Origin of the sequence: Methanobrevibacter gottschalkii DSM 11977, from assembly GCF_003814835.1 — an archaeon.
GTDB lineage: Archaea > Methanobacteriota > Methanobacteria > Methanobacteriales > Methanobacteriaceae > Methanocatella > Methanocatella gottschalkii.
Window position 1 is genome coordinate 684,513 of the sequence record NZ_RKRG01000001.1, and the last position, 22,128, is coordinate 706,640.

General features: G+C 28.9%; 27 protein-coding genes and 2 tRNA genes. 12 read left to right on the forward strand and 17 right to left on the reverse strand.

Annotation, left to right across the window (positions count from 1 at the left end; translation table 11 throughout):
- Positions 1-23 precede the first annotated feature (23 nt).
- The 5 genes from pth2 to EDC42_RS03415 all read left to right on the forward strand — a co-directional run bounded on the left by pth2 (position 24) and on the right by EDC42_RS03415 (position 2,672).
- Entirely contained in the window at positions 24-362 is a 339-nt protein-coding gene (gene pth2, locus EDC42_RS03395; protein WP_069575132.1) for an aminoacyl-tRNA hydrolase, read from the forward strand.
- Positions 363-419: 57 nt separating this feature from the next.
- Entirely contained in the window at positions 420-1,076 is a 657-nt protein-coding gene (locus EDC42_RS03400; protein ID WP_069575145.1) for an amino acid kinase family protein, read from the forward strand.
- Between the two features lie 2 nt (positions 1,077-1,078).
- Positions 1,079-1,240 (forward strand): zinc finger domain-containing protein, encoded by a 162-nt coding sequence (locus EDC42_RS03405; protein ID WP_069575133.1) that lies wholly within the window; start codon positions 1,079-1,081, stop codon positions 1,238-1,240.
- A 21-nt stretch (positions 1,241-1,261) separates the two neighbouring features.
- A complete protein-coding gene (locus EDC42_RS03410) occupies positions 1,262-1,531 on the forward strand; it encodes an elongation factor 1-beta (protein WP_069575134.1) in 270 nt (89 codons plus the stop codon).
- A 424-nt stretch (positions 1,532-1,955) separates the two neighbouring features.
- The gene (locus tag EDC42_RS03415; protein WP_069575135.1) at positions 1,956-2,672 is read left to right on the forward strand and encodes a DUF4012 domain-containing protein; all 717 of its coding nucleotides are present in this window, start codon (positions 1,956-1,958) and stop codon (positions 2,670-2,672) included.
- A 100-nt stretch (positions 2,673-2,772) separates the two neighbouring features.
- Here the strand turns inward: EDC42_RS03415 and EDC42_RS03420 are convergent, their stop codons facing one another.
- From EDC42_RS03420 to EDC42_RS03430, 3 genes are all read right to left on the reverse strand, one after another.
- Positions 2,773-3,840: a universal stress protein gene (locus EDC42_RS03420; protein ID WP_069575136.1), complete on the reverse strand. Its 1,068-nt coding sequence runs from the start codon at positions 3,838-3,840 to the stop codon at positions 2,773-2,775.
- Between the two features lie 83 nt (positions 3,841-3,923).
- Positions 3,924-4,838 carry a type II secretion system F family protein gene (locus EDC42_RS03425; protein ID WP_233144896.1) on the reverse strand — a complete coding sequence of 305 codons (915 nt, stop codon included), beginning with the start codon at positions 4,836-4,838 and terminating at the stop codon, positions 3,924-3,926.
- A 4-nt stretch (positions 4,839-4,842) separates the two neighbouring features.
- A complete protein-coding gene (locus EDC42_RS03430) occupies positions 4,843-6,261 on the reverse strand; it encodes a CpaF family protein (protein ID WP_069575137.1) in 1,419 nt (472 codons plus the stop codon).
- A 132-nt stretch (positions 6,262-6,393) separates the two neighbouring features.
- On the opposite strand from EDC42_RS03430, the gene EDC42_RS03435 reads away from it, so the two are divergent.
- Positions 6,394-7,290, forward strand: coding sequence for a TRM11 family methyltransferase (locus EDC42_RS03435; RefSeq protein WP_069575138.1), 897 nt, complete (start codon positions 6,394-6,396; stop codon positions 7,288-7,290).
- A gap of 6 nt (positions 7,291-7,296) precedes the next feature.
- Here EDC42_RS03435 and EDC42_RS03440 read toward each other — a convergent pair whose 3' ends face one another.
- The gene (locus tag EDC42_RS03440; RefSeq protein ID WP_069575139.1) at positions 7,297-8,550 is read right to left on the reverse strand and encodes a tripartite tricarboxylate transporter permease; all 1,254 of its coding nucleotides are present in this window, start codon (positions 8,548-8,550) and stop codon (positions 7,297-7,299) included.
- 128 nt (positions 8,551-8,678) lie between these two features.
- Complete coding sequence (locus EDC42_RS03445; RefSeq protein ID WP_069575140.1) at positions 8,679-9,143, reverse strand: MarR family transcriptional regulator; 465 nt, start codon at positions 9,141-9,143, stop codon at positions 8,679-8,681.
- A gap of 89 nt (positions 9,144-9,232) precedes the next feature.
- Here EDC42_RS03445 and EDC42_RS03450 point away from each other — a divergent pair, with 89 nt between their 5' ends.
- From EDC42_RS03450 to EDC42_RS03465, 4 genes are all read left to right on the forward strand, one after another.
- Positions 9,233-9,730, forward strand: a complete 498-nt coding sequence (locus tag EDC42_RS03450) for a hypothetical protein (RefSeq protein ID WP_069575141.1) — start codon at positions 9,233-9,235, stop codon at positions 9,728-9,730.
- An 807-nt stretch (positions 9,731-10,537) separates the two neighbouring features.
- On the forward strand, positions 10,538-12,556 hold the full coding sequence (gene feoB, locus EDC42_RS03455) for a ferrous iron transport protein B (protein WP_069575105.1): 2,019 nt from the start codon (positions 10,538-10,540) through the stop codon (positions 12,554-12,556).
- A gap of 306 nt (positions 12,557-12,862) precedes the next feature.
- Positions 12,863-13,090 (forward strand): FeoA family protein, encoded by a 228-nt coding sequence (locus EDC42_RS03460; RefSeq protein WP_069575104.1) that lies wholly within the window; start codon positions 12,863-12,865, stop codon positions 13,088-13,090.
- Positions 13,091-13,148: 58 nt separating this feature from the next.
- Complete coding sequence (locus tag EDC42_RS03465; RefSeq protein ID WP_069575103.1) at positions 13,149-13,355, forward strand: hypothetical protein; 207 nt, start codon at positions 13,149-13,151, stop codon at positions 13,353-13,355.
- Here the strand turns inward: EDC42_RS03465 and EDC42_RS03470 are convergent.
- The 7 genes from EDC42_RS03470 to EDC42_RS03500 form a co-directional block, all read right to left on the reverse strand.
- Positions 13,348-14,190, reverse strand: coding sequence for an ATP-binding cassette domain-containing protein (locus EDC42_RS03470; protein WP_069575102.1), 843 nt, complete (start codon positions 14,188-14,190; stop codon positions 13,348-13,350). The two genes, EDC42_RS03465 and EDC42_RS03470, sit on opposite strands and share 8 nt — an antisense overlap.
- Before the next feature lie 8 nt (positions 14,191-14,198).
- Positions 14,199-15,029: a cobalt ECF transporter T component CbiQ gene (gene cbiQ / locus EDC42_RS03475; protein ID WP_069575101.1), complete on the reverse strand. Its 831-nt coding sequence runs from the start codon at positions 15,027-15,029 to the stop codon at positions 14,199-14,201.
- 94 nt (positions 15,030-15,123) lie between these two features.
- The gene (locus EDC42_RS03480; protein ID WP_069575100.1) at positions 15,124-15,429 is read right to left on the reverse strand and encodes a PDGLE domain-containing protein; all 306 of its coding nucleotides are present in this window, start codon (positions 15,427-15,429) and stop codon (positions 15,124-15,126) included.
- A 1-nt stretch (position 15,430) separates the two neighbouring features.
- Positions 15,431-16,069 (reverse strand): cobalt transporter CbiM, encoded by a 639-nt coding sequence (gene cbiM / locus EDC42_RS03485; RefSeq protein WP_069575099.1) that lies wholly within the window; start codon positions 16,067-16,069, stop codon positions 15,431-15,433.
- Between the two features lie 258 nt (positions 16,070-16,327).
- Positions 16,328-17,602: an oligosaccharide repeat unit polymerase family protein gene (locus EDC42_RS03490; RefSeq protein WP_069575098.1), complete on the reverse strand. Its 1,275-nt coding sequence runs from the start codon at positions 17,600-17,602 to the stop codon at positions 16,328-16,330.
- A 12-nt stretch (positions 17,603-17,614) separates the two neighbouring features.
- Positions 17,615-18,388 (reverse strand): adhesin, encoded by a 774-nt coding sequence (locus EDC42_RS03495; RefSeq protein WP_069575097.1) that lies wholly within the window; start codon positions 18,386-18,388, stop codon positions 17,615-17,617.
- A 9-nt stretch (positions 18,389-18,397) separates the two neighbouring features.
- Positions 18,398-18,565: a 4Fe-4S binding protein gene (locus EDC42_RS03500; RefSeq protein WP_083234878.1), complete on the reverse strand. Its 168-nt coding sequence runs from the start codon at positions 18,563-18,565 to the stop codon at positions 18,398-18,400.
- Between the two features lie 180 nt (positions 18,566-18,745).
- Here EDC42_RS03500 and EDC42_RS03505 point away from each other — a divergent pair.
- Together EDC42_RS03505 and EDC42_RS03510 are read left to right on the forward strand one after the other, a co-directional pair.
- A tRNA-Leu gene (locus EDC42_RS03505) sits at positions 18,746-18,828 on the forward strand.
- A 39-nt stretch (positions 18,829-18,867) separates the two neighbouring features.
- Positions 18,868-18,940: transfer RNA gene (locus tag EDC42_RS03510), tRNA-Thr, on the forward strand.
- An 8-nt stretch (positions 18,941-18,948) separates the two neighbouring features.
- Here the strand turns inward: EDC42_RS03510 and EDC42_RS03515 are convergent.
- The 5 genes from EDC42_RS03515 to EDC42_RS03535 are packed head-to-tail and all read right to left on the reverse strand — an operon-like array spanning position 18,949 to position 22,113.
- Positions 18,949-19,509 carry a UPF0254 family protein gene (locus tag EDC42_RS03515; RefSeq protein ID WP_069575096.1) on the reverse strand — a complete coding sequence of 187 codons (561 nt, stop codon included), beginning with the start codon at positions 19,507-19,509 and terminating at the stop codon, positions 18,949-18,951.
- Positions 19,502-20,152: a hypothetical protein gene (locus EDC42_RS03520; RefSeq protein WP_069575095.1), complete on the reverse strand. Its 651-nt coding sequence runs from the start codon at positions 20,150-20,152 to the stop codon at positions 19,502-19,504. The genes EDC42_RS03515 and EDC42_RS03520 overlap by 8 nt, the downstream gene beginning before the upstream one ends.
- A complete protein-coding gene (locus EDC42_RS03525) occupies positions 20,149-20,844 on the reverse strand; it encodes a Nif3-like dinuclear metal center hexameric protein (RefSeq protein ID WP_069575094.1) in 696 nt (231 codons plus the stop codon). The genes EDC42_RS03520 and EDC42_RS03525 overlap by 4 nt, the downstream gene beginning before the upstream one ends.
- A complete protein-coding gene (locus EDC42_RS03530) occupies positions 20,834-21,631 on the reverse strand; it encodes an SAM-dependent methyltransferase HcgC family protein (protein WP_069575093.1) in 798 nt (265 codons plus the stop codon). The genes EDC42_RS03525 and EDC42_RS03530 overlap by 11 nt, the downstream gene beginning before the upstream one ends.
- The gene (locus EDC42_RS03535) at positions 21,628-22,113 is read right to left on the reverse strand and encodes a DUF3236 domain-containing protein (protein WP_069575092.1); all 486 of its coding nucleotides are present in this window, start codon (positions 22,111-22,113) and stop codon (positions 21,628-21,630) included. Before EDC42_RS03535 ends, EDC42_RS03530 begins: the two co-directional genes overlap by 4 nt.
- Positions 22,114-22,128: the final 15 nt, after the last annotated feature.

Sequence of the window (22,128 nt, forward strand, 5' to 3'; positions counted from 1 at the left end):
ATAGAATATGTAATAATGATATTATGAAACAGGTGATGATTGTCAGAACAGATTTGAAGATGGGTAAGGGAAAAATGGCTGCTCAATGCTGTCATGGATCTATCGGTTCATATAAGAAAGCTTCCCCAGATAAAATTAAAAAATGGGAAAATGAGGCTTATGCTAAGGTTGTTTTGAAAGTTAAAACTTTAGAAGAATTAACAGAACTTAAGAAGATGGCTGATATAAATAAAGTTCCTAATTATCTTGTAGTTGATGCTGGAAGAACTCAGATACCTACATCAAGTGTTACAGTTTTAGCAATCGGTCCTGATGAGGACGAGATAATTGATAAGATAACTGGTAATTTAAAACTTTTGTAGGTTAAATATCAATTTATTCAAAGCTATTTTTAATTAAATGTGGTTGAAATCATGAGCATAAAACAGGTTGTTAAAATTGGGGGAAGTTTGTTTCCAGATTATGCAATAGATTTAGCAAGACATCTCAAAAATACTGATTCACTCATTATTTTAGGGGGTGGTGAATTTGCGAATCTTATTCGTAAATATGACTCAGAAATTAATTTTTCACAAAAAACTAGTCACTGGACAGCTATTGATTGTATGGATATAATTGCTAAACTTGTAAATGATAAAGTTGAATCAACAAAATTGGCATATTCAATTGATGAAGTTCAAAAGATTTCTGATGAGGGGTTCACTCCGATATTTGTAGTTTCAGGTTTTTTAAGATGTGAAGATCCTTTTGAATGTTCGTGGAATGTAACTTCTGATTCAATTGCAGCTTATATTTCACACCTTCTGAATGCAAACCTTTTAATAGTAACAAATGTAAATGGTATATATACCCATGAACCTAAAGAGTCAGGTTCAACATTCATAAGTAAAATTGATGCAAAAACTTTACTAAATTTTCAAGAGTCATCAATTGATGTAATGTTACCATCTCTTTTGTTAAAGTTCGGGACTGATTGTTATGTTGTGAATGGGAAGTACCCTGAAAGGGTGTTATCTTTAATAGATGATAATATAAATGATTATAACTTCGATTACACACAAATAATAGGTGATTAAAAATGAAAACTGTAGAATGCATTTCATGTAAACAAGAAATTCCATTAACTGGCACATTTGTTGAATTCAAATGTCCTATTTGTGGAGCAAAAATCGCAAGATGTGAAAAATGTCGTACCTTTGGTCACGCTTACAAATGTGAATGTGGTTTTGAAGGACCATAAATTTAAACTGGAGGAATTAGAATGGGTGAAGTTTTAACTACAATGAAAATCATGCCTGATAGTCCAGATATTGATTTAGATGCTATTAAATCTACTATCGAAAATTCAATGCCAGAAAGCGCTAAACTCCATGATATGGCTGAAGAACCAATCGCTTTTGGTTTGGTTGCTATTATATTACAGTTTATTACTGATGATGGTGAAGGTGGATCTGAGCCTGTTGAAGATATGGTTCAATCTATAGAAGGCGTAGCTAGTATTGAAATTACTGGTGTAGGAAGATTAATGTAGGGTTATTTTAATTTAATCCTTTATTTATTTTATTTTTACTATTTTTTTGAAATTCATTATTATTTTTTATTTGTTTAAACTTTTTTTAAATTTAGGTTAACCTAAATATTTATATATTTGTTTGTATAATATTTGACATGATAATAAAAAATTAGTTTTGGCTAAACTTTTATTTGATTAAGTTGTGCTCATGAAATTGGGTGGTTGAGTTAATTTGGAGGATTATTATGGAAAATAAAGCAAAAAATTGCACAATTAGTGATAAAAAAGAGAAAAAAAGTATTTTTAAAAAATTATGGTGCTTCTTTTTTGGTTGTAATTGTCATTAATTTCTGATTATTAATATTAATTTACTTTTTATTAATAATGTTTAAGTATTATGATCTAAATATTATTAACATATTATAATTATATGGGTAATATTATGGATAGAACAAAAAAGATTATCATTGCACTTATAATTATTGTTTTGATTATATTGGTAGGAATTATTGCTAGTGTATGGTTCATTGGTCATGATGTTGATTTAGATGAGGGTAGCAAAACAATATTGGTATGTGCAATTGATGAAAGCGAGGATCGGCCAGGTATGGGGGCTTGTGATATGGCATTCCTTGTTCATTTGGAAAATGGAGCTATTAAAAATTATACTCCTGTTTATCCGGGCGGTATGACACACCCAACTGCTCAGGAGCCCGCTGAAGCTCAAAGTCAGGGTGCCGGATCAGATTTATTACTTCACGATGCATTCTGGGATGTGGATAATTCTAAAGGAATGAATCTTGCAAAAGAAATAGTTGAATATCGTACAGGTAGTTCAGTTGATTCTGTTGTAGCAATTAATACTAAAGCATTAGATGCTATTTTATCTGCAGCAGCTCCTCTTGAAGTTAATGGTAAAATAATTAATGGAAGTGGAATTGATTTCATTCGCGAAGATGGAAGTAATGGTGTGTCTAGGGGTGATGCAGTAATGGAAATAGTTAAAGCTACAGCAAACTCTGCAAAAGATCCGGTTAAAAAATCTGCAATGATAAATGCTGCAGTGGATCAATACTCTAAAGGTAACATTATTATGGATCAACAAGGGTCTTTTGTTGATTTATTAGCATCAAAAGGGATTGAAACTTTTTTTAATTAATTCCTTTTTTAAATTTTCTTTTTATTCAATATTTTAAATTAACTAGTTTTTGTTAAAAAATGAGTAATTATATAAAAAATTGAAGAAATTATAAATAAAATTATAATTTAAATTTCATTTCAAAGCACATTCCATCAGAATTATATGCTTTTACTTCACCATCAAGCTGTTTAACTAATGCATTTATTATGGTCCAACCTAATCCTGTTGGATTATCTTTGTCAAAGTCATCTGGTAATCCTTTACCATTGTCCTTATAGAAAACTTCACAGATATCTTTATTTTTTGTAACTTTTTCTGTGATAATTTTTTTCTCAACATCATAATCTTCATATGCAAATTTCAATGAATTAACAATTAATTCATTGATTATTGCTGTAAGTGGAGTTATAATGTTATCAGGAATATTAAAATTATCTTCACTTTTATTTACAAATTCAATACCTGGCTGTTTATTTTTGTATAATGAATAAAAATTAGCACTATATTTTTTAAAATATTCTTTAACATTTACATATTCTGATTCTGAATGTGTGTTAAGTGTTTTATAAATTAAATCTAAATATTTGATTCTTCTTTCAATAGAATCAATAATTTCTTCTGGGTAATCGCTGTTAAGTCTTTTCTCAACAGAAATAAATCTTAATAGAACATACAAATCATTTCTAAATCTTGTATAATCCCTATTGATCTTATTTTTATTGTCTGATTTTTTAGTGGTTGAATGTTTTATTAATTCTTTTTCTTCATTAGAAATTAACAATACATTTATATTGGAAATAGAACATACTTTTCCTGCAACACTACCAATAATACGTTTACTGAATCCTCTTTCACCTGCAGAAGAAATTACAATTAATTCAACGCCCTCTTTTTCAGCAACATCACATATGGCTTCTGCCGGAAAACCAACAACAACTTTAGTGGAAACTTTTATGTTTGAATCAAATTTCTTTTTCATTTCTTCAACATTTTCTTTTGCATATTCAATAAATGTCTCATTGGTTTTTTTAATATCCTTTTTTATTTGAAGCGGATGTTGTTTTAGCTGTTTTGCAACGGATAAAACAATAATTTCACCATCTTCTGCTAATAAATTACTAGCACTTATAACTTCTTTGAATGATGCCTCTGATCCATCAGTAGGAACTAATATCTTTTTGTACATATTTACACCAACAAAAATTAAAATTATTAAAAATCTATTTTACTTATCATTAGTTATATAATTCTAGTTTTATAAATGTGTTTTTAAATTTTAGGTTCTAATTTTTTAATAAAAACCCCCATAAAAACTACAATTGATGGGAAAAATACTCCATAGAGTATAAATAATAAACTTGATGATAATATATCACCCATAACAGTTGAACTTGCCATTAACATTATTAAACTAATTACTGGTGTTAAAATAGCAATAAATGTGTAAATTAAGATAAATGAGTTTAATTTTTGAGAATATTCTTTTAATTTAATTTGCATATCAAATGATATATCTTTAGCTATGATATCTAAACTGTTGGATAAGTTACCACCAACTCGTAATGTACTGATAATCTGATGTATTGCTCTTGTAAGACCTTCTGATTTAACTCTGGTAGACATTTCAAGTAATGATTCTTCTGTTGATTTACCAAATTTAATTTCTTCTAAAATTCTATTAAATTCTTGTGAAATAGATCCATAATCTGCATTTTTAATTGTTCTTAATGTGTCATGAAGTCCTTTTCCGGATTTTAATTCAATACCTATATGTCTTAATGCATATGGCAGTTCCTGGTTTATATCGGAGTAATTTCTTTGCTGCTGGATCTGAGGATAATAAAATACAAATATGTATGTCATTAAAACTAATACAATATAAATTCCTGATATCTCTAAACTTATAAATAAATTTATTAGTAGAAAAAGTAATCCGAGTAATCCAATTATTTTTTTATTTGTCAGATAGGGGATTATTAACCTTCGAATTTTATCAATTGAATCTTTTTCGTTGTTTTGCAATTTTATATCTTTTTGTAAATTTAATTTTTGAGCTATATTCTGGTTAATGTCTTTCGTTTTTTCAATTTCAATTTCTTTTAATGAAAAATTTTTAAAAAAATCAATGAGGAAAAGTGAAATTCCTCCAATTGCTATGAAAAATTCTTCTATAATATTAATCACCCTTTTAAATAATATTATTTAAAACTTTTTCAGGATTTTTATAGTATAGTTCTATAATTGCAGTTACATCATCAACAGAACGAATATTGTAGTTCACCATATGTTTCAAAACTAATTCTCTTTTCTCAATTTCATGATATAATTCATTAAGTGATTTTCCACTTAGATTTGCAATTTGGGATATTGTTTTACTGCTTATACTAACATTATCAATTGTATCGGTTTCAGGATTCCATTGAAATATTTTATTTAACTGAACAACTCCTTCTTCAATTCCGACTACTTCAGCCACTTCACTTATTCTTCTAAATGATACTCCAGATGATGTGTAAATTCTATTCTGCATTATGATAAAGTCAATGGCTTGAATCATTATTTTTGGTACAGACATAGGTTCATTAGTTAATCTGGTTATGGTTTCTCTTGCATCATTTGAATGTAGGGTTCCAAATCCTGAATGCCCAGTATTTAATGCAGTAAATAGAGTTATTGCTTCTTCAGCTCTTACCTCTCCAACTATTATTCTATCTGGGCGTTGTCTTAAGGAATTTTTAACTAAATCATTCATAGTTAATTCGCCTTTATTTTCAACATTGGATGGTCTTGTTTCCATTCTGATAACATGTTCATGAGGTATTTGAAGTTCTAATGTATCTTCAATAGTTATTATTCTTTCTTTAGGATTGATGAAGGCTGAAAGAGCATTGAGTGTTGTTGTTTTCCCGGAACTTGTCCCGCCAGATATTATGGCATTAGCGGATTTAATTCCTAATCCGTCAAAACACAGCCAAAAAAATGCTGCAAGTTCAACAGATATTGTTTTTGATTTTATTAAATCGATTATTGTAAGAGGATCTTTTTTGAATTTTCTTATTGTAAGTGATGGGCCGTCTGCTGAGATTGGAGGTATTGTGGCGTTAATTCTTGATCCGTCAATTAATCTCCCATCTAAAATTGGAGATTCTTGATCAATTCGTCGGTTAATTTGTCTTGCGATTGCATCTATTAAATCTATTAATTCTTGTTCGTCATTAAATGTGATATTGGTTTTCATCATTCCATATTTCCTATGATAAACAAATACTGGTTTATTTATTCCGATTATCATAATTTCTTCTAATTCATCATCTTGAATTAATGGATCTATTTCCCCATATCCAACAATATCTCTGAGCAACTTCCGAGACAAGTTATCTAAATATTCATTTGTGCCATTATTATTTTGTTGGTTGTCATTTAATCTTTCAAATAAAAAATTCTTTATGTTATTTATTAACTTTGTTTCATTTACTTGAAAATTTTCTCCAGTTGATATGGCTAAATCAACTAAGTTTTCCCTGATTTCCCCAAGTAATATTTTTTCTTCAGATGTATATTCTTGTTTAATGATGTCATATTGTGGTATTATTCCATTATTGTTCATATTTTCACCAATGGTGATTTTTAATTATACTTAGAAATTAGTAATACTAACTTATATAGTTTTTATTACTTATGATGCCAAAATAGTTATTAAAAAGCAATAATAAAACATTATATAATTGTGGTGTTGAATATGATTGATTTAAATGAACAGATTAAAGCATTGGATTATTGTGAAAACTGTAATGATATTCAGATTAAAAAATTTTCTCCATTAAAAGATTTAATTGATTTTGATGAACTTAATGGTGAATATATGAAATGTGAATGTGGAAAAAGACCCCTTGACATTGTAATGAGTCATATCTTAAAAATAATGATTGAAGAAAAAATAGTCCCTGAAAATGCATCATTAAGACGTAATTCTCCAGTTCCATTATCTAATTTTTACTATAGTAATTTAAATCCGCAATTTATCGGTGAAGGTACTTTAATTTTACTTCATCCTGATTTCACCTCGAATGTCGCTTTAAAGTTATTTAATGAAGTTCAGGAAGTTCGGTGTGTTTTAAAAGGGAGTCCTCAAAGTCACATTGGTCAATTTGATAGGAATTCTCAAATTAATCATTTTGAAATTCTCATAGGTGATGATGAGCAGATTAATGTAATGAGAACATTACTGGGGGATAAGATTGTTTTAGTAAAAAATCAATCTAAACACCATATAGAAGTAGCAATGACCACAGAAGAGAAGTTATTGAAATTACATAACTATCTTGACAATAATAAGATTAATAAATGTGTAGCTATTGATGGGATGTGTGGTCTCGGGGCATTAGGAATTTATCTTCTTAAATATGGTTTTAAAAAAGTTATATTCAACGATATAAATCCTGAAATGATTGAAAACTTAAATAAAAATTTAATTTTTAATAATATTTCAGAGGGATTTGAAATTTTTAATGAATCATTTGAGAATTTGGATGTTGGACATGTGGATTTATGTGTAATTGATGCATTTCCTGGTGCAGACACCTCTGAGATTGTAAAAAAAGCAGAAAAAATAGCGGATGATGTATTAATTATATAAAATATATTAGATAAACATTTTCATATAAATTACAATTGCCGGAATTATTAGAACACCCATTAAATGAGACTTTCCAACACCAATATAATGGGGTAACATTCCTAAAGCAGTTGAAGTAATTAATGCTAGGGTCATATAACAAGTGGGCGATTTATAATAAAAAATGAAGATGTATAATATTATAATTTGAAGTAAAATGACGGATATGGATAATTTTTTATAATTTACAATTCCCATTAGTCTAGAAAATGAATCTCCTAATTTTAGGGCTAATATTAGTGAAACAGAAACTGCAAGCAATGATGCAAAAATGAATATTATTAAATGGTTTATATTCATTTCTGAAATTAAATAAGACATATAAACTGCAATTCCACTTCTGGGATTTCCGATAATATATATTGCTATTAGAGAAAATAAACAGTCTGAAATATTAAGTCCGGATGTTGCAAGTAAGAAATTAACTGTATCATCATTTCTATTATCATTAGTTCCACTTACTGCTTGAGCTATTACAGTTCCTTGTGCAGGTCCAAACCCTGGAAGAAAACCTAAAATGGCTCCGGTTATGCCTCCTGTAAAAATGCTTTTAAGTTTATCATAATCAATATTCAGCTCATAAAATGGATTTTGATGAGGCATTGTTGATGAATCATTTAAACTAAATAAAATAGTACTTATTCCAAAAAGACCTGAGAATGTACACATTAATGTAACTCCGGAAGTTATGGGGCTTTGAAATAAGGTCCAACCTAAAATTCCTGATAATATAAACAGAAGTAGTGACCATAAAAAATCCCTAAAATTCACTGTTAATCTGTATGTTAGATAAAGTGATGCGGCAAGAAGAATTATCCAGGTGTATGGCTTTAAAATATCATGTAGGATGGGTAATATGATCGAAAAAATTGGAAGCATTAAAATTGTAACTATTATTGCTCCAAAACCTCCCACAGCCACTATTCGTATTACTTCTTTTGATCTGCCTTCTAGAACCATTCTATGTCCGGGAAGTATTGATGTGGCGGTTCCTTCTTGTGGGACTCCTAATAGCATGGATGGTATAAATTCGATTAATGCATGGGCAACTGACATGGAAACCATTAATACACATAGGAATTCTGGTGAAAATTGTGTCAGTAACAATCCGGATGATGCAAATAAGATTGCTCCAGCAGTGTTGACATGTATTCCTGGTATAAGTCCTGTTGTTGTTCCAATTAGTATGCCTATGAAGCAAGCAATAACTATTTCTATCATATCTATTAATTAATCAAACTATAATTTAAACTTTGTTTAAGTGAATAATCAATATTATTGTCTTTTTTTAATATTGGGATTGATTAAATAAATTGATTTTATGATGATGGCTATTTGTAATAATGTTCTTATTGAAATTGATTTCTATTAAATTCTAATGATTTTAAAGAAATTTTGGATAATAATTTAAGCAAATCTTCTCGTGATATGTATAACTGCTCACAAATCATATTGTCCCATTCTTTTTCTTTTTTAATTAGAAATTCAGCAGTTTCAATACCTTTTTGTGTTAATTTTATTTTGTATGCTCTTTTATTGTCATTATCAACTTTTCTTTTGATTAATCCTTTTTTTTCAAAATCTTTAAATGCTCTTGAAACTCCACTTCTATCCATTAAACATGCTTTAGCAATATCTGATTGTGTTGTTCCCATTTCATAATATAAAAACATTAACATATAGTACTGACTAGGCAAAATGTCTGTTCCGCTTTTAATATGCTTATTAATGTAAAAATCATGAGTTTTATTCAATGTAATTAAATGGTTTGCGAGAAATGGTGAATCTTTAATTATGTCATCATATTCAATCATAGCTTTCACCTATAAATAGTTATTAATATTTATATGGTCAATATTTAAATATTATTTGTAACAAATTATGTACATGATGTTGGAATATTATGAATAAAAAAGAAATTATAATTATTTTGATATTTATTGGTTTTTGTTTTGTATTTGCAGGACCGGTATTTGCAAAAGAAAAGGTTAAAGTAAATGTTTCTATTGATGATCATCCTTTAAATAATAAAGGTTTCATTGTGATAAAACTTGTTGATAGTAGGGGTAAAGATATTGAAAGTAACGGAACAATACATTATAAAATTACGGATGAGTTTGGTAATTATAAATGGGCTTATAAATCATATGATGGTGAAATCAGGTTAAAATATACGGCGGGTATTTATAAAGTTGATGTTAAATTCGATGGTGATTTTCATTATAATTCTGCTATAAAAAATAAATCTGTTATAGTTAAAACTGAGAAATTTAATCCATATACTTATTATGATAATCATAATTGGGGTTTAAATCAGGAAATAGATGATTATATAGAATATAATTATTGGGATGAAGATATATATGATGATCCTACAAATTATGATGGTGAGGGACCTTGAAATTTTCTTATTAAGAAAAAAGAGATAATTGGTGTTTAATTGAGGTTGACAACACCAATTATTTTTTTTGGAAAATTTTGTTTGATAAATTTTCCGTGTATTAAATTAGAGAATCGTGTAAATCTAACTTAATACTAAAGATATGTATTTTTTTGGAGATTGCATTATTATTTGTCTAATAATGTTTTAAGTGAAATATTTAGGTATTCCTAAATATTTGTCACTTGTGTTAATGTTTAATTTTATACTATATAAAGTTTTGTATTTTTTTAGGTATACCTAAATTTATTATTTTGATATTACATCTACTAAAAAATAAATAATAATTTTTAAAAAAGAGATATAATTGGTGTTTGTTGGGGATTTAAACACCAATTTCTGTTTTGGAATTTTTGGCAGATTAAATTCCATGTATTAAATTAGAAAATTGTGTAAAGCTAATTTAATACAAATATATATTTTGGAGATTGCATTATTGTTAAAATTAATAATGTTTTTTTAAAGTGATATTATTTAGGTATTCCTAAATATCTGTCACTTGTATTAAAGTTTGTTTTTATATTATATAAAGTTTTGTATTTTTTTAGGTATACCTAAATTTCTATTCTCTTAATTGCCGTATGTGAAAATAGTATATATAACGATAGTTATTTTTTTATATATTACTTTTTTGGTTTTGGTATGACTAAATATTTAAATAGGATGAAGTAAAAATAATGTATTGTTTAGGTTAACCTAAATTACTGTTTTATGAATTTTTTAGGTGAACATAAAAGTATTTTATTTAATTGATAGGGAGAATGATAAATGAAAAAATTGATTGTAGGATTAGCAGGAAACCCGAATGTGGGTAAAACTACAGTATTTAATCAATTGACTGGTATGCGTCAACATGTTGGTAACTGGCCGGGTAAAACTGTCGAAAGGGCAGAGGGTCATTTCACCCACGGAAATTATGAGTATGATGTTGTTGATTTACCGGGTAATTATGCATTAAGTGCTCATTCTATGGAAGAAATTGTTTCCAGAGATTTTATTGTAGATGATGATTCTGATGTTATTGTTAATGTAGTTGATGCAGCTAATCTCGAACGTAATTTGTATTTAACAGTTCAAATGATGGAGCTGGGTGCCAATTTAGTATTGGCTCTTAACATGAATGATTTCGCAAAGAAAAAAGATCATATTATTGATATTGATTTAATGAGTGAACTATTAGGTTTCTCTGTTGTGGAAATTAATGCAAAGAATAAAGATGGTTTTGATGTTTTATTAAGTGCTGTTGAAAAAGCGGCTTCAAAACCAAAAAATACAAGTGCTAAATTATCATATGGTGATGAATTAAAAGAACATTTGGGTGATCTTCAAGAATTAATTGAAAGAGACAATAAGTTGTTGGATGTTCCATCTATTTGGACTGCAATCAAATTATTGGAAAAGGATTCAATTGTAATTCAAAAAGTACAACAGTCTTCAATAAGTTCTCAAATCATGGCCGAAACTGATAAGGTGGCAGGTCATCTTCATACTATTTATAAAGAAGGTGCTGAAGAAGTTGTCGCTAATGCTAGATATGCATTTATTGATGGTTTAATGGCTGAAGCTGTTAAAAGACCTGCTGTTGAAAAGGAAACAATTACTGATAAAATTGATAAAATTGTTACAAACAGGATTTTAGCTCCGTTTATATTTATTATTCTTATGTGGGCAATGTTCCAACTAACATTTACAGTTGGAGCTCCTTTCCAAGATATGATTGATCAAGCATTTGGTATGTTGAGTGAATGGGTAGCTACATTCCTTGGTGATGGTTTATTATCTTCATTTGTCTGTGATGGTATTATAGGTGGGGTTGGTGGTGTTCTTACTTTCTTGCCGATTATTATTCTAATGTTCTTGTTTTTAAGTATCTTAGAAGATTGTGGTTATCTTGCAAGGGCAGCATTTACTTTAGATAAAATTATGCATAAGATAGTTGGTCTTCATGGTAAGGCGTTTATTCCTATGATTTTAGGATTTGGTTGTGGTGTGCCTGCTATTATGGCAACAAGAACTATGGAAAATGAAGGGGATCGTATGCTTGCTATGATGCTTGTTCCATTTATGTCTTGTACTGCCAGATTACCAATTTATGCTATTTTTGTTGCCGCATTCTTTGCTGACAATGGAGGTAATGTATTACTTGCAATTTATTTACTCGGTATTGTTGTAGCGCTTATTGTTGCAGCAATCCTTAAAAGGACCATGTTTAAAGGATTATCCACTCCGTTTGTTATGGAGTTGCCAACTTACAAAGTTCCATCCCTAAAAGGTGTATTATTGCATACATGGGAAAAAGTAAAAGGATTCTTAAGAAAAGCAGGTACTATTATCCTTGCTTGTTCCATCGTATTATGGATTTTACAAAATATATTCCCATATGGCGGATCAGATCCTCAAATGAGTCTTCTTGGTATGATTGGTACTGCTATTGCTCCAATATTTGCTCCATTAGGATTTGGTACATGGCAAGCAGCTGTAGCAATTATTGCTGGTTTGGCTGCCAAGGAAGTAGTGGTTGCAACATTCGGTACTCTTGCGGGTATGGAGGAAGATGATGAAGAAGGAATTACTAACTTAATACATGATACTTTCACACCATTATCTGCATTTTCATTCATGGCATTTACATTGTTATATACTCCATGTTTTGCAGCTATTGGTGCAATTAAACAAGAAACCAACAGTTATAAATGGGCATTAACTATGTGCGCTATTACCTTAGTAACAGCATTCATTGTTTCATTCTTAATTTATAATATTGGTTTATTGGCAGGATTCGGATAATTAAATGTGGTGTTCTGTAATTAAGGTGGATTTTTTCCATCTTTTTTTTATTTTTTTTAAATTTTTAGGTATTCCTAAATATTTGATGTTGAATGTTACAAAATTTGTTTGGTGATAATTATGCGTAGTAAAAGTGGGATTAAAGGAGTTAAAGTTCCTAAAGATTCTGATGATTAATTTCATCTTTATTTAAAAACTTCGGATTTTTAGTCTTAACTAAATATTTATATACTTGATAAAATAAAATATGAATTAAGAAATTTTTAGTATGCCTAAAAATTATTTTAGGTAATGGTAGGTGATAATATGAAAACATTAAAAGATGCAAAACCTGGTGAAACAGTAACTTTAGTTAAATATCATGATACTGGAGATCTTGATTTGAGAAGACATTTATTGGGTATGGGATTTATTAAAGGAGCAAAGATTACTCTTAAAAAAGTAGCTACTTTAGGTGATCCTATCGAAATGAATGTAAAAGGTTATGATGTTTGTCTTCGTAAGGAAGAAGCTGAAAATATTGAAGTTATGTAGCTTCAATTTTTTATTATTTTATTTAAAGAACTATTTTTTTTATTTATGGTGTGGAATTATGAAATGTCGAATGTGTGGTTTTGAGTTCGATGAAAATGAATTGGAAAACAGAGGATGTTCTAGTTGCGGTAAACATAACTGTAATCAAGTTCATTGTCCAAATTGCGGATTCGGAAATTCTCCAGAACTAGGTCAGGAGTTTGAATTTATAACAAAACTTAAAAATAGATTTAATAAAAATGAATCAGAAAATGGTTCTATTTAATTCTTTCAATATTTAAGATTTCTTCAACTGTTTCATCAACAGTTATTTTTTCAGTATTGACATCAAGTCCGTTTTCTTTTAATTTATATAAAATTTCAGTTGTTGTCGGTGCTTTTAGGTGAGCTTTTTTTAATAATTCTTTATTTGAAAATATCTGGTGCTTATTGCCTTTGGCTATTATTTCACCATTGTATAAAATGAATATTTTATCTGCAAAATGATTTACCATTTCAATGTCATGTGATGATATTACAATACTCATTCCTTCATTATTAAGGTTATTCAAGATATTCAATACTTTGTCAACACCTTCTGGATCAAGACCTGCTGTTGGTTCATCTAAAATCATAATTTCGGGTTTCATTGCAACTATGCCTGCAATAGCTATTCTTTTTTGTTGGCCTCCACTTAGATGATGTGGTGTTTTATCTTCAAAACCACTCATTCCAACCATTTTCAATGATTCGGCGATTCTGTTTTTAACTTCATCATAATCAAGGCCTAAATTCATAGGTCCAAAAGCAACATCTTCTTTAACAGTTGGTGCAAATAATTGGTCATTAGGATCTTGAAATACGATTCCTACTTTTTGTCTTACTTTAAGTAGCTCTTCACGATTAAAGATTATCTTTTCACCATCAATTTCAACATGTCCTGATGTAGGTTCCGTTAAACCATTAAAATGTGAAAAAAGTGTTGATTTGCCGGCACCATTAGGTCCCATAATTGCAATTTTCTCTCCTTTTTTAATTTGAATATTCACATTTTTTAAAGCTTTAGTTCCGTCAGGGTAAGTAAAAGATAAATTTTTTGTCTCTAAATGAATTTTTTCCATTTTGCCACCTAGTTAATAGATAAATTTTGGCCGAAGTAACCTAATTGACCACTATATTTGAACATGATAATCTCAAGTATAATTACTACAATAATAATTGAGATAATGAATATATAATCGCTTTTTTCAGGAGATTTCTTTTCGTCAAACATTTCTGATGTATCTGAAAATCCACGGCTTACCATACTTTTGTGAACACGCTCTCCTTGTTCATATGATTTTAAAAACATCATTCCTATTGTGTATCCAACTTGTTTTACTCTCCATTTGTATGTTGTATTTTTAGAGTGTATGTTAAAATTTCTAGATTTTTGACTTTTTCGGATTGCTGCAAGCTCATCAACAAATAAAAATAAAAATCTGACCATGATTGAAAGAATCATTGCTAAATCTCTCGGCATCTTTAGTTTTCTAAATGAACTTGCCATTTCTTGTAGGGGGGTTGTTGATGAATAGATGATTATTGCAGTTAAGCAGACAATCATACGAACAAGTAGTAAAATTGCCCAATTAAGTCCAAAATCAGTAATATGCAACCATGAATAACTCCAGATTATATTTCCTGGTTGAATAAATGGTTGGAATACAATTATTGCTCCGCCAAAAGGAAGCAACATTAATAATCTTTTTGCAGAATTAATATAGGATAAATCTGCAATCTTTAATATGTTTAATAAGATTATTTCTAATATTATTGGTATAAAAAGTTCTTTTGAAATAACACTAACAAGGATAATAAAAATAGTGGTTATTAATTTAATACGTCCTTCTAAATTATGTATTGGGCTATTTTGTGATGATAATTCATCAAACCTCATTATTTGTGTTATGTCAACCATATTAATTCACTAGTATAATATTAAAAAAATAGTAATATATTATTATTTTGTTTTGATATTCTAAAAAAGGGAAAAAAGAAGAGATTAAAATGATTTAATTTCTACTTTTTAAAATTGTTGCAACTCCGTATCCTACACCAAGAGTTAAAATTGCTCCTATTATCAGGGCTACAATTTGTAATCCTTGATTATCTGGGGCGCTTGCAAATGCATAATCTGGGAAGATCGCATCTGGAATTCCATTTATTGGTTCAATTTGGAAGTCTTCAGGGACACTCGCATCTTCTGCAGATTTTTCAAGACCGTCTGGATCGCCAGATGCAATGTATGGTGAAAGACAACTGATTACAATACATATTACTACTGCAACAATGATTAATGACATATCTTTTTTATCCATACTATGCACTTCCTTCAGTTTTATTCCATGAGAGTAAGTCTGGTCTAAATTTGTCTAATGCTACAAGAACGATTACAGTTAATATAGCTTCGATTATTCCAATAAAGAAGTGGTATAAAACCATGGATGGGATACCAACATTTACTGGGAATGTACCAGCAATGCCCATTTCAATAGCACATGCTAATGCAGCAAGTACTGTAGCTAACCATGCAGCAATTCCTGCTGCAGGATATTTTCCTATTTTTCCATTTAATGTTTTAAAGGTGTATAAACCTACAAAACCTCCAACAATAGCCATATTCAATACATTTGCTCCCAGAGCAGTAATTCCTCCGTCTCCGAAGATTAATGCTTGGATAAGTAAAACAACTGTGAATACTAAAACAGCAGCTTCAGGTGCTAAGAATACAATTGCTACTAAAGCACCTCCAACCATGTGTCCACTAGTACCAAATGGGATTGGCATGTTCATGGACATGATTGCAAAGATACCTGCCGCAAGTACTGCTAAAAGAGGTATACGTTTTTCATCTAAGTTGGATTTGGCCCATTTCACAGAGAAGTATAATGCAACGATTAAAATTACATAGTATACAAGACATTGTGCGATAGGTATAAATCCATCAGGTATATGCAATTTAATTCCTCCATCAATTATAAGTAATACTTTTTTGATTATAATTTATATATTAAGTATTACTTTAAATTCATTTTTTTTGTTTAATTTAATAAAAATCAAGTAATTTGGAGTTTTATTATGTATAACTATTAATAAATCCTTTTTTTGTCTTGACATTTAATAATTTAACTTATATTCAATATATAAATGTTATTAAAGTAATACTTTTTTGTATTATTTATGGATTTTTGTATTACTTCATGTAAAAAAAAGTTTCTATTGTTGGGATTTTTTGATGTTAATTAAATAAATAAATATGGCTGTTGCGAAGTAAAATAAAACTTGTATGTCTAAAATTCCAGTTTCTATGCCTAAAATTGAATATGTTAAAATCAATGAGTAAATGGCAATGTAAAAATAGTTTTTTGTTTTCTGCATTATTTTAAATCCAATTCCTAAAATGAATCCTAAAATACACATTTCAACTGCTACACCTATTTTACCAAAGTCTACAACCATCTGTCCAATTAGTGTGGGGGTAACTGTAACTTCTGTTCTCCATGCAATAATTTTTCCAATGAGCATTCTTGGTCCTAAATCACTTCCTGGAATGGAACTGGTCAACAAATGCCCGTGTGTTAATCCTGCATTGCCTCCAACAAAATCAAGCAAGTTTAAAACATGTAATGTGAAATCCGCTCTTGATTGTAATGTGTAAAATGGATTTGTTGATGATGTTATTGTCATCTCACTAAGTGATCTAAAATAACCGATTCCTATAATAGCACCTATACCAATTAATCCACTTATTATAACTTCCCAAAGTGAAATGATATTTCCATAAAAACCTATTATAATTATGATGAGAAATGCTGCAACTAGTGGTGTTCTATAACCTAGGAGTAATAATAATGCAGTGTCTATGGCAAGCAAAAATATGAATCTGAATCTTGCTTGTGAACGTGTAATATTTTTCATTTGGAAATCTTTTAAATAAGCACTGGCCACTAAACAGGTTCCTGGTATTATTAAAAACACAGGCATTGTAAATATTGGTTTTAGTAAATATCTTATTGATGGTTTTAAAAGAGGAATTCCTCCAACAGACGCAATACATATTCCAAAAAATATGATACTAACTAATATTAAACAAAAACCAATTGAATATATGTCTTTTTTATTAAATTCAATAATTCTGATATTATTATTTAAGAAATATTTTGGTAATATGGTTGATCCTATAAAAAATGCTATAAATCCGACAATTAATGTAATAACTAAACTTTTAGATGGTGATTTTATTGATAAAATTAAAAAGAAAGAAAATAGTAAAAGGACTATTAATGGATTAAATAAATTTTTTTTTAAGATACTGTTATTTAAAAAATTTAAAAATTTTTCATTTGGATATAATTCCTTAAAATAGCTATTGATCCATTGGAGTTCAATGAATCTTAAAATAGAAAATATTGTTGTAAATAAAAAAGATCTGTGAATTTCATCACTTATCTTGTTTATCACTGAAGTTATCTTGGAATAAATAATGCTCATTATTTGCACAACTTAAAATGTTCTTATATTTGTAATATTATAGCTATTCTTTACCTGCTCTAATTGGCTGTCACTACAGTTGTATATTCTAATTGTAAGTTCATCTGTAAGTCCGTTAATATTGCCTAAAACAGAATTTGCATCGTCAAGTGTTTGTTTATTAGCATTTTCCAATATCAGGCTATTCCCCAATCCTGAACTAGGTGTTTTAATAGCCATTCTTTTATCGTGAGAATTTATTTTGTTAGCTATCTCTTGGATTTTTACCAAGTCCAAGGAATCAAGAGAGATTATAGTAGATATTTCAAAATCACTATTTGATAAATTTTTATTCAAATCATTGATTGTTGAGATATTTTCTGGACTTGCTTTAATTTCTACTAAATTTGGGTAGGTACTGCCATTAGTTTCAAGTGAAATTTTATCTATATAAATATCCGCTTCCGGAATACTTTTATATAGACCAACAAGATAAGTGGTATTGTCGGATTCGACTAATATCTTAACGTCTGTTCCACCATTATTTCCAATCCATTTTATAGTGCCATTTAGTGTTATTTTTTCTCCAGTACTAGCATTAAATCCATCGACAGTAGTTCCTACAATATATCCATCTCTATAATAGTTAAAATAAGTATCTGGAATTTTATTGATTGTAGATGCATCAAACACGGTTTTTTGCACTTCTGATGAATTATCTGTTGTTATGTGTATAAATGCAAATGAAATAGCACATACGACCAAAATGATAATTAAGTAATCAATTAAAGTAAATTTTATTTTCATTATTAATACCTATTCTTCATAAATAGCTCCAACTGGACATACGTCAACACATTCTCCACAGTTATCGCATTTTTCAGGATCAATAGTTACAGTGTATGCTTTTCTTTCAATTGCTTCTTCTACGCATACATCAATACAGTCTTCACAAACTCCACATTCTTCCATATCAATTTTCAATTAATACACCAGTTAATTTATTTTTAAAAATATATTTTTATAATTAATTATTATTTAATATATAATATTTAAATAGTTTGTTACTCAATATTATTTTGTAGTTTTATTATTTTTGTTGTAATATCTTTAAAAAAAGACAATATTTATATACTATAAAAACAAATATTATTATTGTTGTATGCAAGGGTGCCCGAGCGGCCAAAGGGGGAGGACTTAAGATCCTCTGGTATAGGCCTTCGAGGGTTCGAATCCCTTCCCTTGCACTATTTTATGATTTTTAAAATTTATTAATTCCTGATTATGCCTTAGTGGCTCAGCCGGTAGAGCGCCACCTTGGTAAGGTGGAAGTCGGGGGTTCGAATCCCCCCTAAGGCTTTTTCTGATTATTTTTTTATAATTTCAACATTTTCTAACGAGTTTATTCTGTCAAAATTATTATTTAAAAGAAGTAATATTATTTCTAATGTTTTTTTAATTCCGGATTCTGATCTCTTGAATAAATCTGAACTATTGTTATCTGTTAAATCAGCATAAATATCGGTGGTGGTTGTTATTTCAAAATTATTTGTTAATATGGTTATTCCACCTCTACCTATTCCTGCACTTGTTCCAATAGCAATATCACAATCACTTAGTTCTTTAACCGCTTTTGCCATAATTTTACTTACAGTTTTATCTTTTTCTTCATTATAAACTTTAATTCCTTTGATTAAAGTATCTGGTTTCGGAGGATTTTTCACATTTAAAATTTTTTTAACGGCTTCAAGTGTTGGTATAAATAGGCTACAGGTTACATTCAGTTCATTGTAGTCAAAGTTACCATATTGTTTAGAATTTTGGATATATTCCATTCCAAAATTTCCTTCGTAATTTTGAGCTAGTGCATGGAGTTCCCTTCCAATTTTTCCATGGGTAAAGCATTCTGCTGTAGCTATTTTAATCATTTTGATCTTTTAATAATTTTAGTGAACATATGGTAATTAGTTTTGCAACTTCATCTAAGGTGTATGGTGTTACTGGTTCATTATCTCTAATTAATTTATTTGTTGTTAAAACTAAATGGTTCTCAGTAACTCCTTGTGCTCTCAATTCTTCAATAGCTGGATTGTTGTTATCATATTCGGAAATGTCTTTTATTTCGATGTGTTCGTTACCAAATCCGAATATTCCTGCGGTACTAATGGTTTTAGCACCTTTTTTTTGCGCATGTTTGATTATTTTTGAAGCAGTAGGTATTGTGTTTCCACCAGCGATAACAATAATTATCACATCCCCAGTTATTAAATCTAAGTTATCATCGTTGATATATTCGTTATGCACCTCGATTTTTCTAAATTCTTTGTCATGTGTACATAATCTTTTTATAAAATCAGGTTTGGATTCATCAAGCTCCGCACCATATAATTTGAAAATTATGTCTCCATCAGAAATTTTTTGCCCATCAAAAGCACCAATTACTTTCGGTCCTCCTCTATGAATTTGTATTAAGTTAATTGCTATTCTTAATCCTAATCTTCCACAACCGATCAGATCTATTCTGCCTTTTGGAACTTGTAAATCTTCCATTTTTTGTATTTCATCTATCATTTTATCACTTTGATGGGGGTTTTATCAATCACTTCAATATTAATATTAATTTCTTTTAAGAGGTTTGCTAATTGATATAAACCGGGTACTTCACTTTCATGATGTCCTAAATCAATTAATGTGATGCTTAAATTTTTTCCAAGGATTGCAGTTTCTTGTGTCAAATCACCAGAAATTAATATGTCTAATTCTTTTTCTTTTGCTAATTTGACATATTTTGAGTTTTTAAGACCAAATCCAGATATTGTTCCAATCTTATTTAAAATGTAATCATCATTTAATTGAGTTACAATCCTTACATTTTCATATTTGTCTAAGATGATTTTTTTCAATTGATTAAATGAATAATCAGTCTTACAGATTCTTCCAATATTTGTTTTTTCATCTAAAACATCAATTACATCTAATTTTAATGTCTTTGCTAAAATATCATTAGATCCTCCTTTAATTACATCCCAATTTGAATGAATTGTGTAAGTGGGTGTTTTAGGGATAAATAATGGGGGATGATGTGTAATAATTAATGTATTCTCACCATTATCATCATCAGGCAATAAATCCATGAAAATTTTAATAGATGTTATCTCTTGGTTTAAATCATATTCTCCATTCAATCCAACATTGTCGTGTTTTAATGCTAAATCTTCAGGTATTCTTTCATTTATAAAGCTAATAATTTCTTTAAGTTTCATTTAAAATCATTTTTGATGTTATTTTATCAAGTTCTCTGTTAATAATCTCATTACAATTAAATGGTTTTATTGTTGATACTTTAATTGCAGGCATATTTGTCAGTTCTATGAATTTATCAATATTTTTTTCTTTAAAAATAATTTCTTCAAAAAATCCCATTTCACAGGCACTATAGAGAACACCTTCTTTTTTAAGGCAGTTATCTAGGGCATTTGTTAATATTCTCATTGTTAAACTCATTGTTCCAGAAGTTTTTGTGTTAATTCCTTTTGTTTTTATAATTGCTTTATTTTGAGAATTCACCACATTTATTCTGTTTAGGATATTGTTTTTATGTTTCAACAAAATATCATTATTCTCTGCTATCGGATCTTCGATTATAAATGTATTAACATTAAATTTTGAAGACTGTTCTACATTGATTCCGCCAAATCCTGTGGTATCAATAACAACATCTCCATTATATATTAAATTTAGATCTGATGAAAATTTAATATTATTTTTTAATTCCCCGCCAATTTTGGTATATAATAACTGTTCTAAATGAGGATAAATGTCAACTAATATAATATTATTGTATTTTTCACTTAATTTTTTAACTATTCCCAATCCAGTAAAATACGTTCCAATAACAATTATTTTAACATTATTATCCAGATTTAAACTTTTCAAATATTCATATACAATTTGTGATTTTTTATTAATTATCTCATTAAAAATGTCTAATAATCTTATTTGAGATTTGATTGTAAATACTTCTGATGTAATTCCCGTATCGATATTCATTTTTTTAACCTTTTATCAAATCCAATCTTTTCAAGTGCTTCACATGCTTCTTCATATACTGCTTGTTCAAGAGATTTTTTATGAATGGGATGGGAAGGGGATGTTCCACAAGTTAATATTCTTCCTTTATTGTCTATAAAAATAAGTAATGAGCCAGAACCGGGAATTCCTAATCTGCCTCTTGCAATAATTAAATCAGCATCACTTTGATCAAGAGCCATATAAGCTTTTGCAAGGGCGGGAATTCTACTGGTGTCGGCAGTACTGGTATTAATTTGAAGGATTTCAGCTTCTGGAAGTCCATATTTATTTAATACTTCATTTAAAACTTTTACTTTAATCCCATTTTTATTTGGAACATAAATTTTTTTAGCATTTTTTATATATTCTTTAATTTCATTTATTTCATCAGTTGTATCTCCGAGTCTAGAGTTATTCCTAGATTCTTCAAATGCATCATGTATCATCTTTTCAAATGCCATAATAATCACTTTAAA

Coding starts and splice junctions, on each gene's coding strand:
- pth2 (WP_069575132.1), top strand. CDS start 24: ATGAAACAGGTGATGATTGTCAGAACAGATTTGAAGATGGGTAAGGGA.
- EDC42_RS03405 (WP_069575133.1), top strand. CDS start 1,079: ATGAAAACTGTAGAATGCATTTCATGTAAACAAGAAATTCCATTAACT.
- EDC42_RS03410 (WP_069575134.1), top strand. CDS start 1,262: ATGGGTGAAGTTTTAACTACAATGAAAATCATGCCTGATAGTCCAGAT.
- EDC42_RS03415 (WP_069575135.1), top strand. CDS start 1,956: ATGGATAGAACAAAAAAGATTATCATTGCACTTATAATTATTGTTTTG.
- EDC42_RS03420 (WP_069575136.1), bottom strand. CDS start 3,840: ATGTACAAAAAGATATTAGTTCCTACTGATGGATCAGAGGCATCATTC.
- EDC42_RS03430 (WP_069575137.1), bottom strand. CDS start 6,261: ATGAACAATAATGGAATAATACCACAATATGACATCATTAAACAAGAA.
- EDC42_RS03435 (WP_069575138.1), top strand. CDS start 6,394: ATGATTGATTTAAATGAACAGATTAAAGCATTGGATTATTGTGAAAAC.
- EDC42_RS03440 (WP_069575139.1), bottom strand. CDS start 8,550: ATGATAGAAATAGTTATTGCTTGCTTCATAGGCATACTAATTGGAACA.
- EDC42_RS03445 (WP_069575140.1), bottom strand. CDS start 9,143: ATGATTGAATATGATGACATAATTAAAGATTCACCATTTCTCGCAAAC.
- EDC42_RS03450 (WP_069575141.1), top strand. CDS start 9,233: ATGAATAAAAAAGAAATTATAATTATTTTGATATTTATTGGTTTTTGT.
- feoB (WP_069575105.1), top strand. CDS start 10,538: ATGAAAAAATTGATTGTAGGATTAGCAGGAAACCCGAATGTGGGTAAA.
- EDC42_RS03460 (WP_069575104.1), top strand. CDS start 12,863: ATGAAAACATTAAAAGATGCAAAACCTGGTGAAACAGTAACTTTAGTT.
- EDC42_RS03465 (WP_069575103.1), top strand. CDS start 13,149: ATGAAATGTCGAATGTGTGGTTTTGAGTTCGATGAAAATGAATTGGAA.
- EDC42_RS03470 (WP_069575102.1), bottom strand. CDS start 14,190: ATGGAAAAAATTCATTTAGAGACAAAAAATTTATCTTTTACTTACCCT.
- cbiQ (WP_069575101.1), bottom strand. CDS start 15,029: ATGGTTGACATAACACAAATAATGAGGTTTGATGAATTATCATCACAA.
- EDC42_RS03480 (WP_069575100.1), bottom strand. CDS start 15,429: ATGGATAAAAAAGATATGTCATTAATCATTGTTGCAGTAGTAATATGT.
- EDC42_RS03490 (WP_069575098.1), bottom strand. CDS start 17,602: ATGAGCATTATTTATTCCAAGATAACTTCAGTGATAAACAAGATAAGT.
- EDC42_RS03495 (WP_069575097.1), bottom strand. CDS start 18,388: ATGAAAATAAAATTTACTTTAATTGATTACTTAATTATCATTTTGGTC.
- EDC42_RS03515 (WP_069575096.1), bottom strand. CDS start 19,509: ATGATTAAAATAGCTACAGCAGAATGCTTTACCCATGGAAAAATTGGA.
- EDC42_RS03520 (WP_069575095.1), bottom strand. CDS start 20,152: ATGATAGATGAAATACAAAAAATGGAAGATTTACAAGTTCCAAAAGGC.
- EDC42_RS03525 (WP_069575094.1), bottom strand. CDS start 20,844: ATGAAACTTAAAGAAATTATTAGCTTTATAAATGAAAGAATACCTGAA.
- EDC42_RS03530 (WP_069575093.1), bottom strand. CDS start 21,631: ATGAATATCGATACGGGAATTACATCAGAAGTATTTACAATCAAATCT.
- EDC42_RS03535 (WP_069575092.1), bottom strand. CDS start 22,113: ATGGCATTTGAAAAGATGATACATGATGCATTTGAAGAATCTAGGAAT.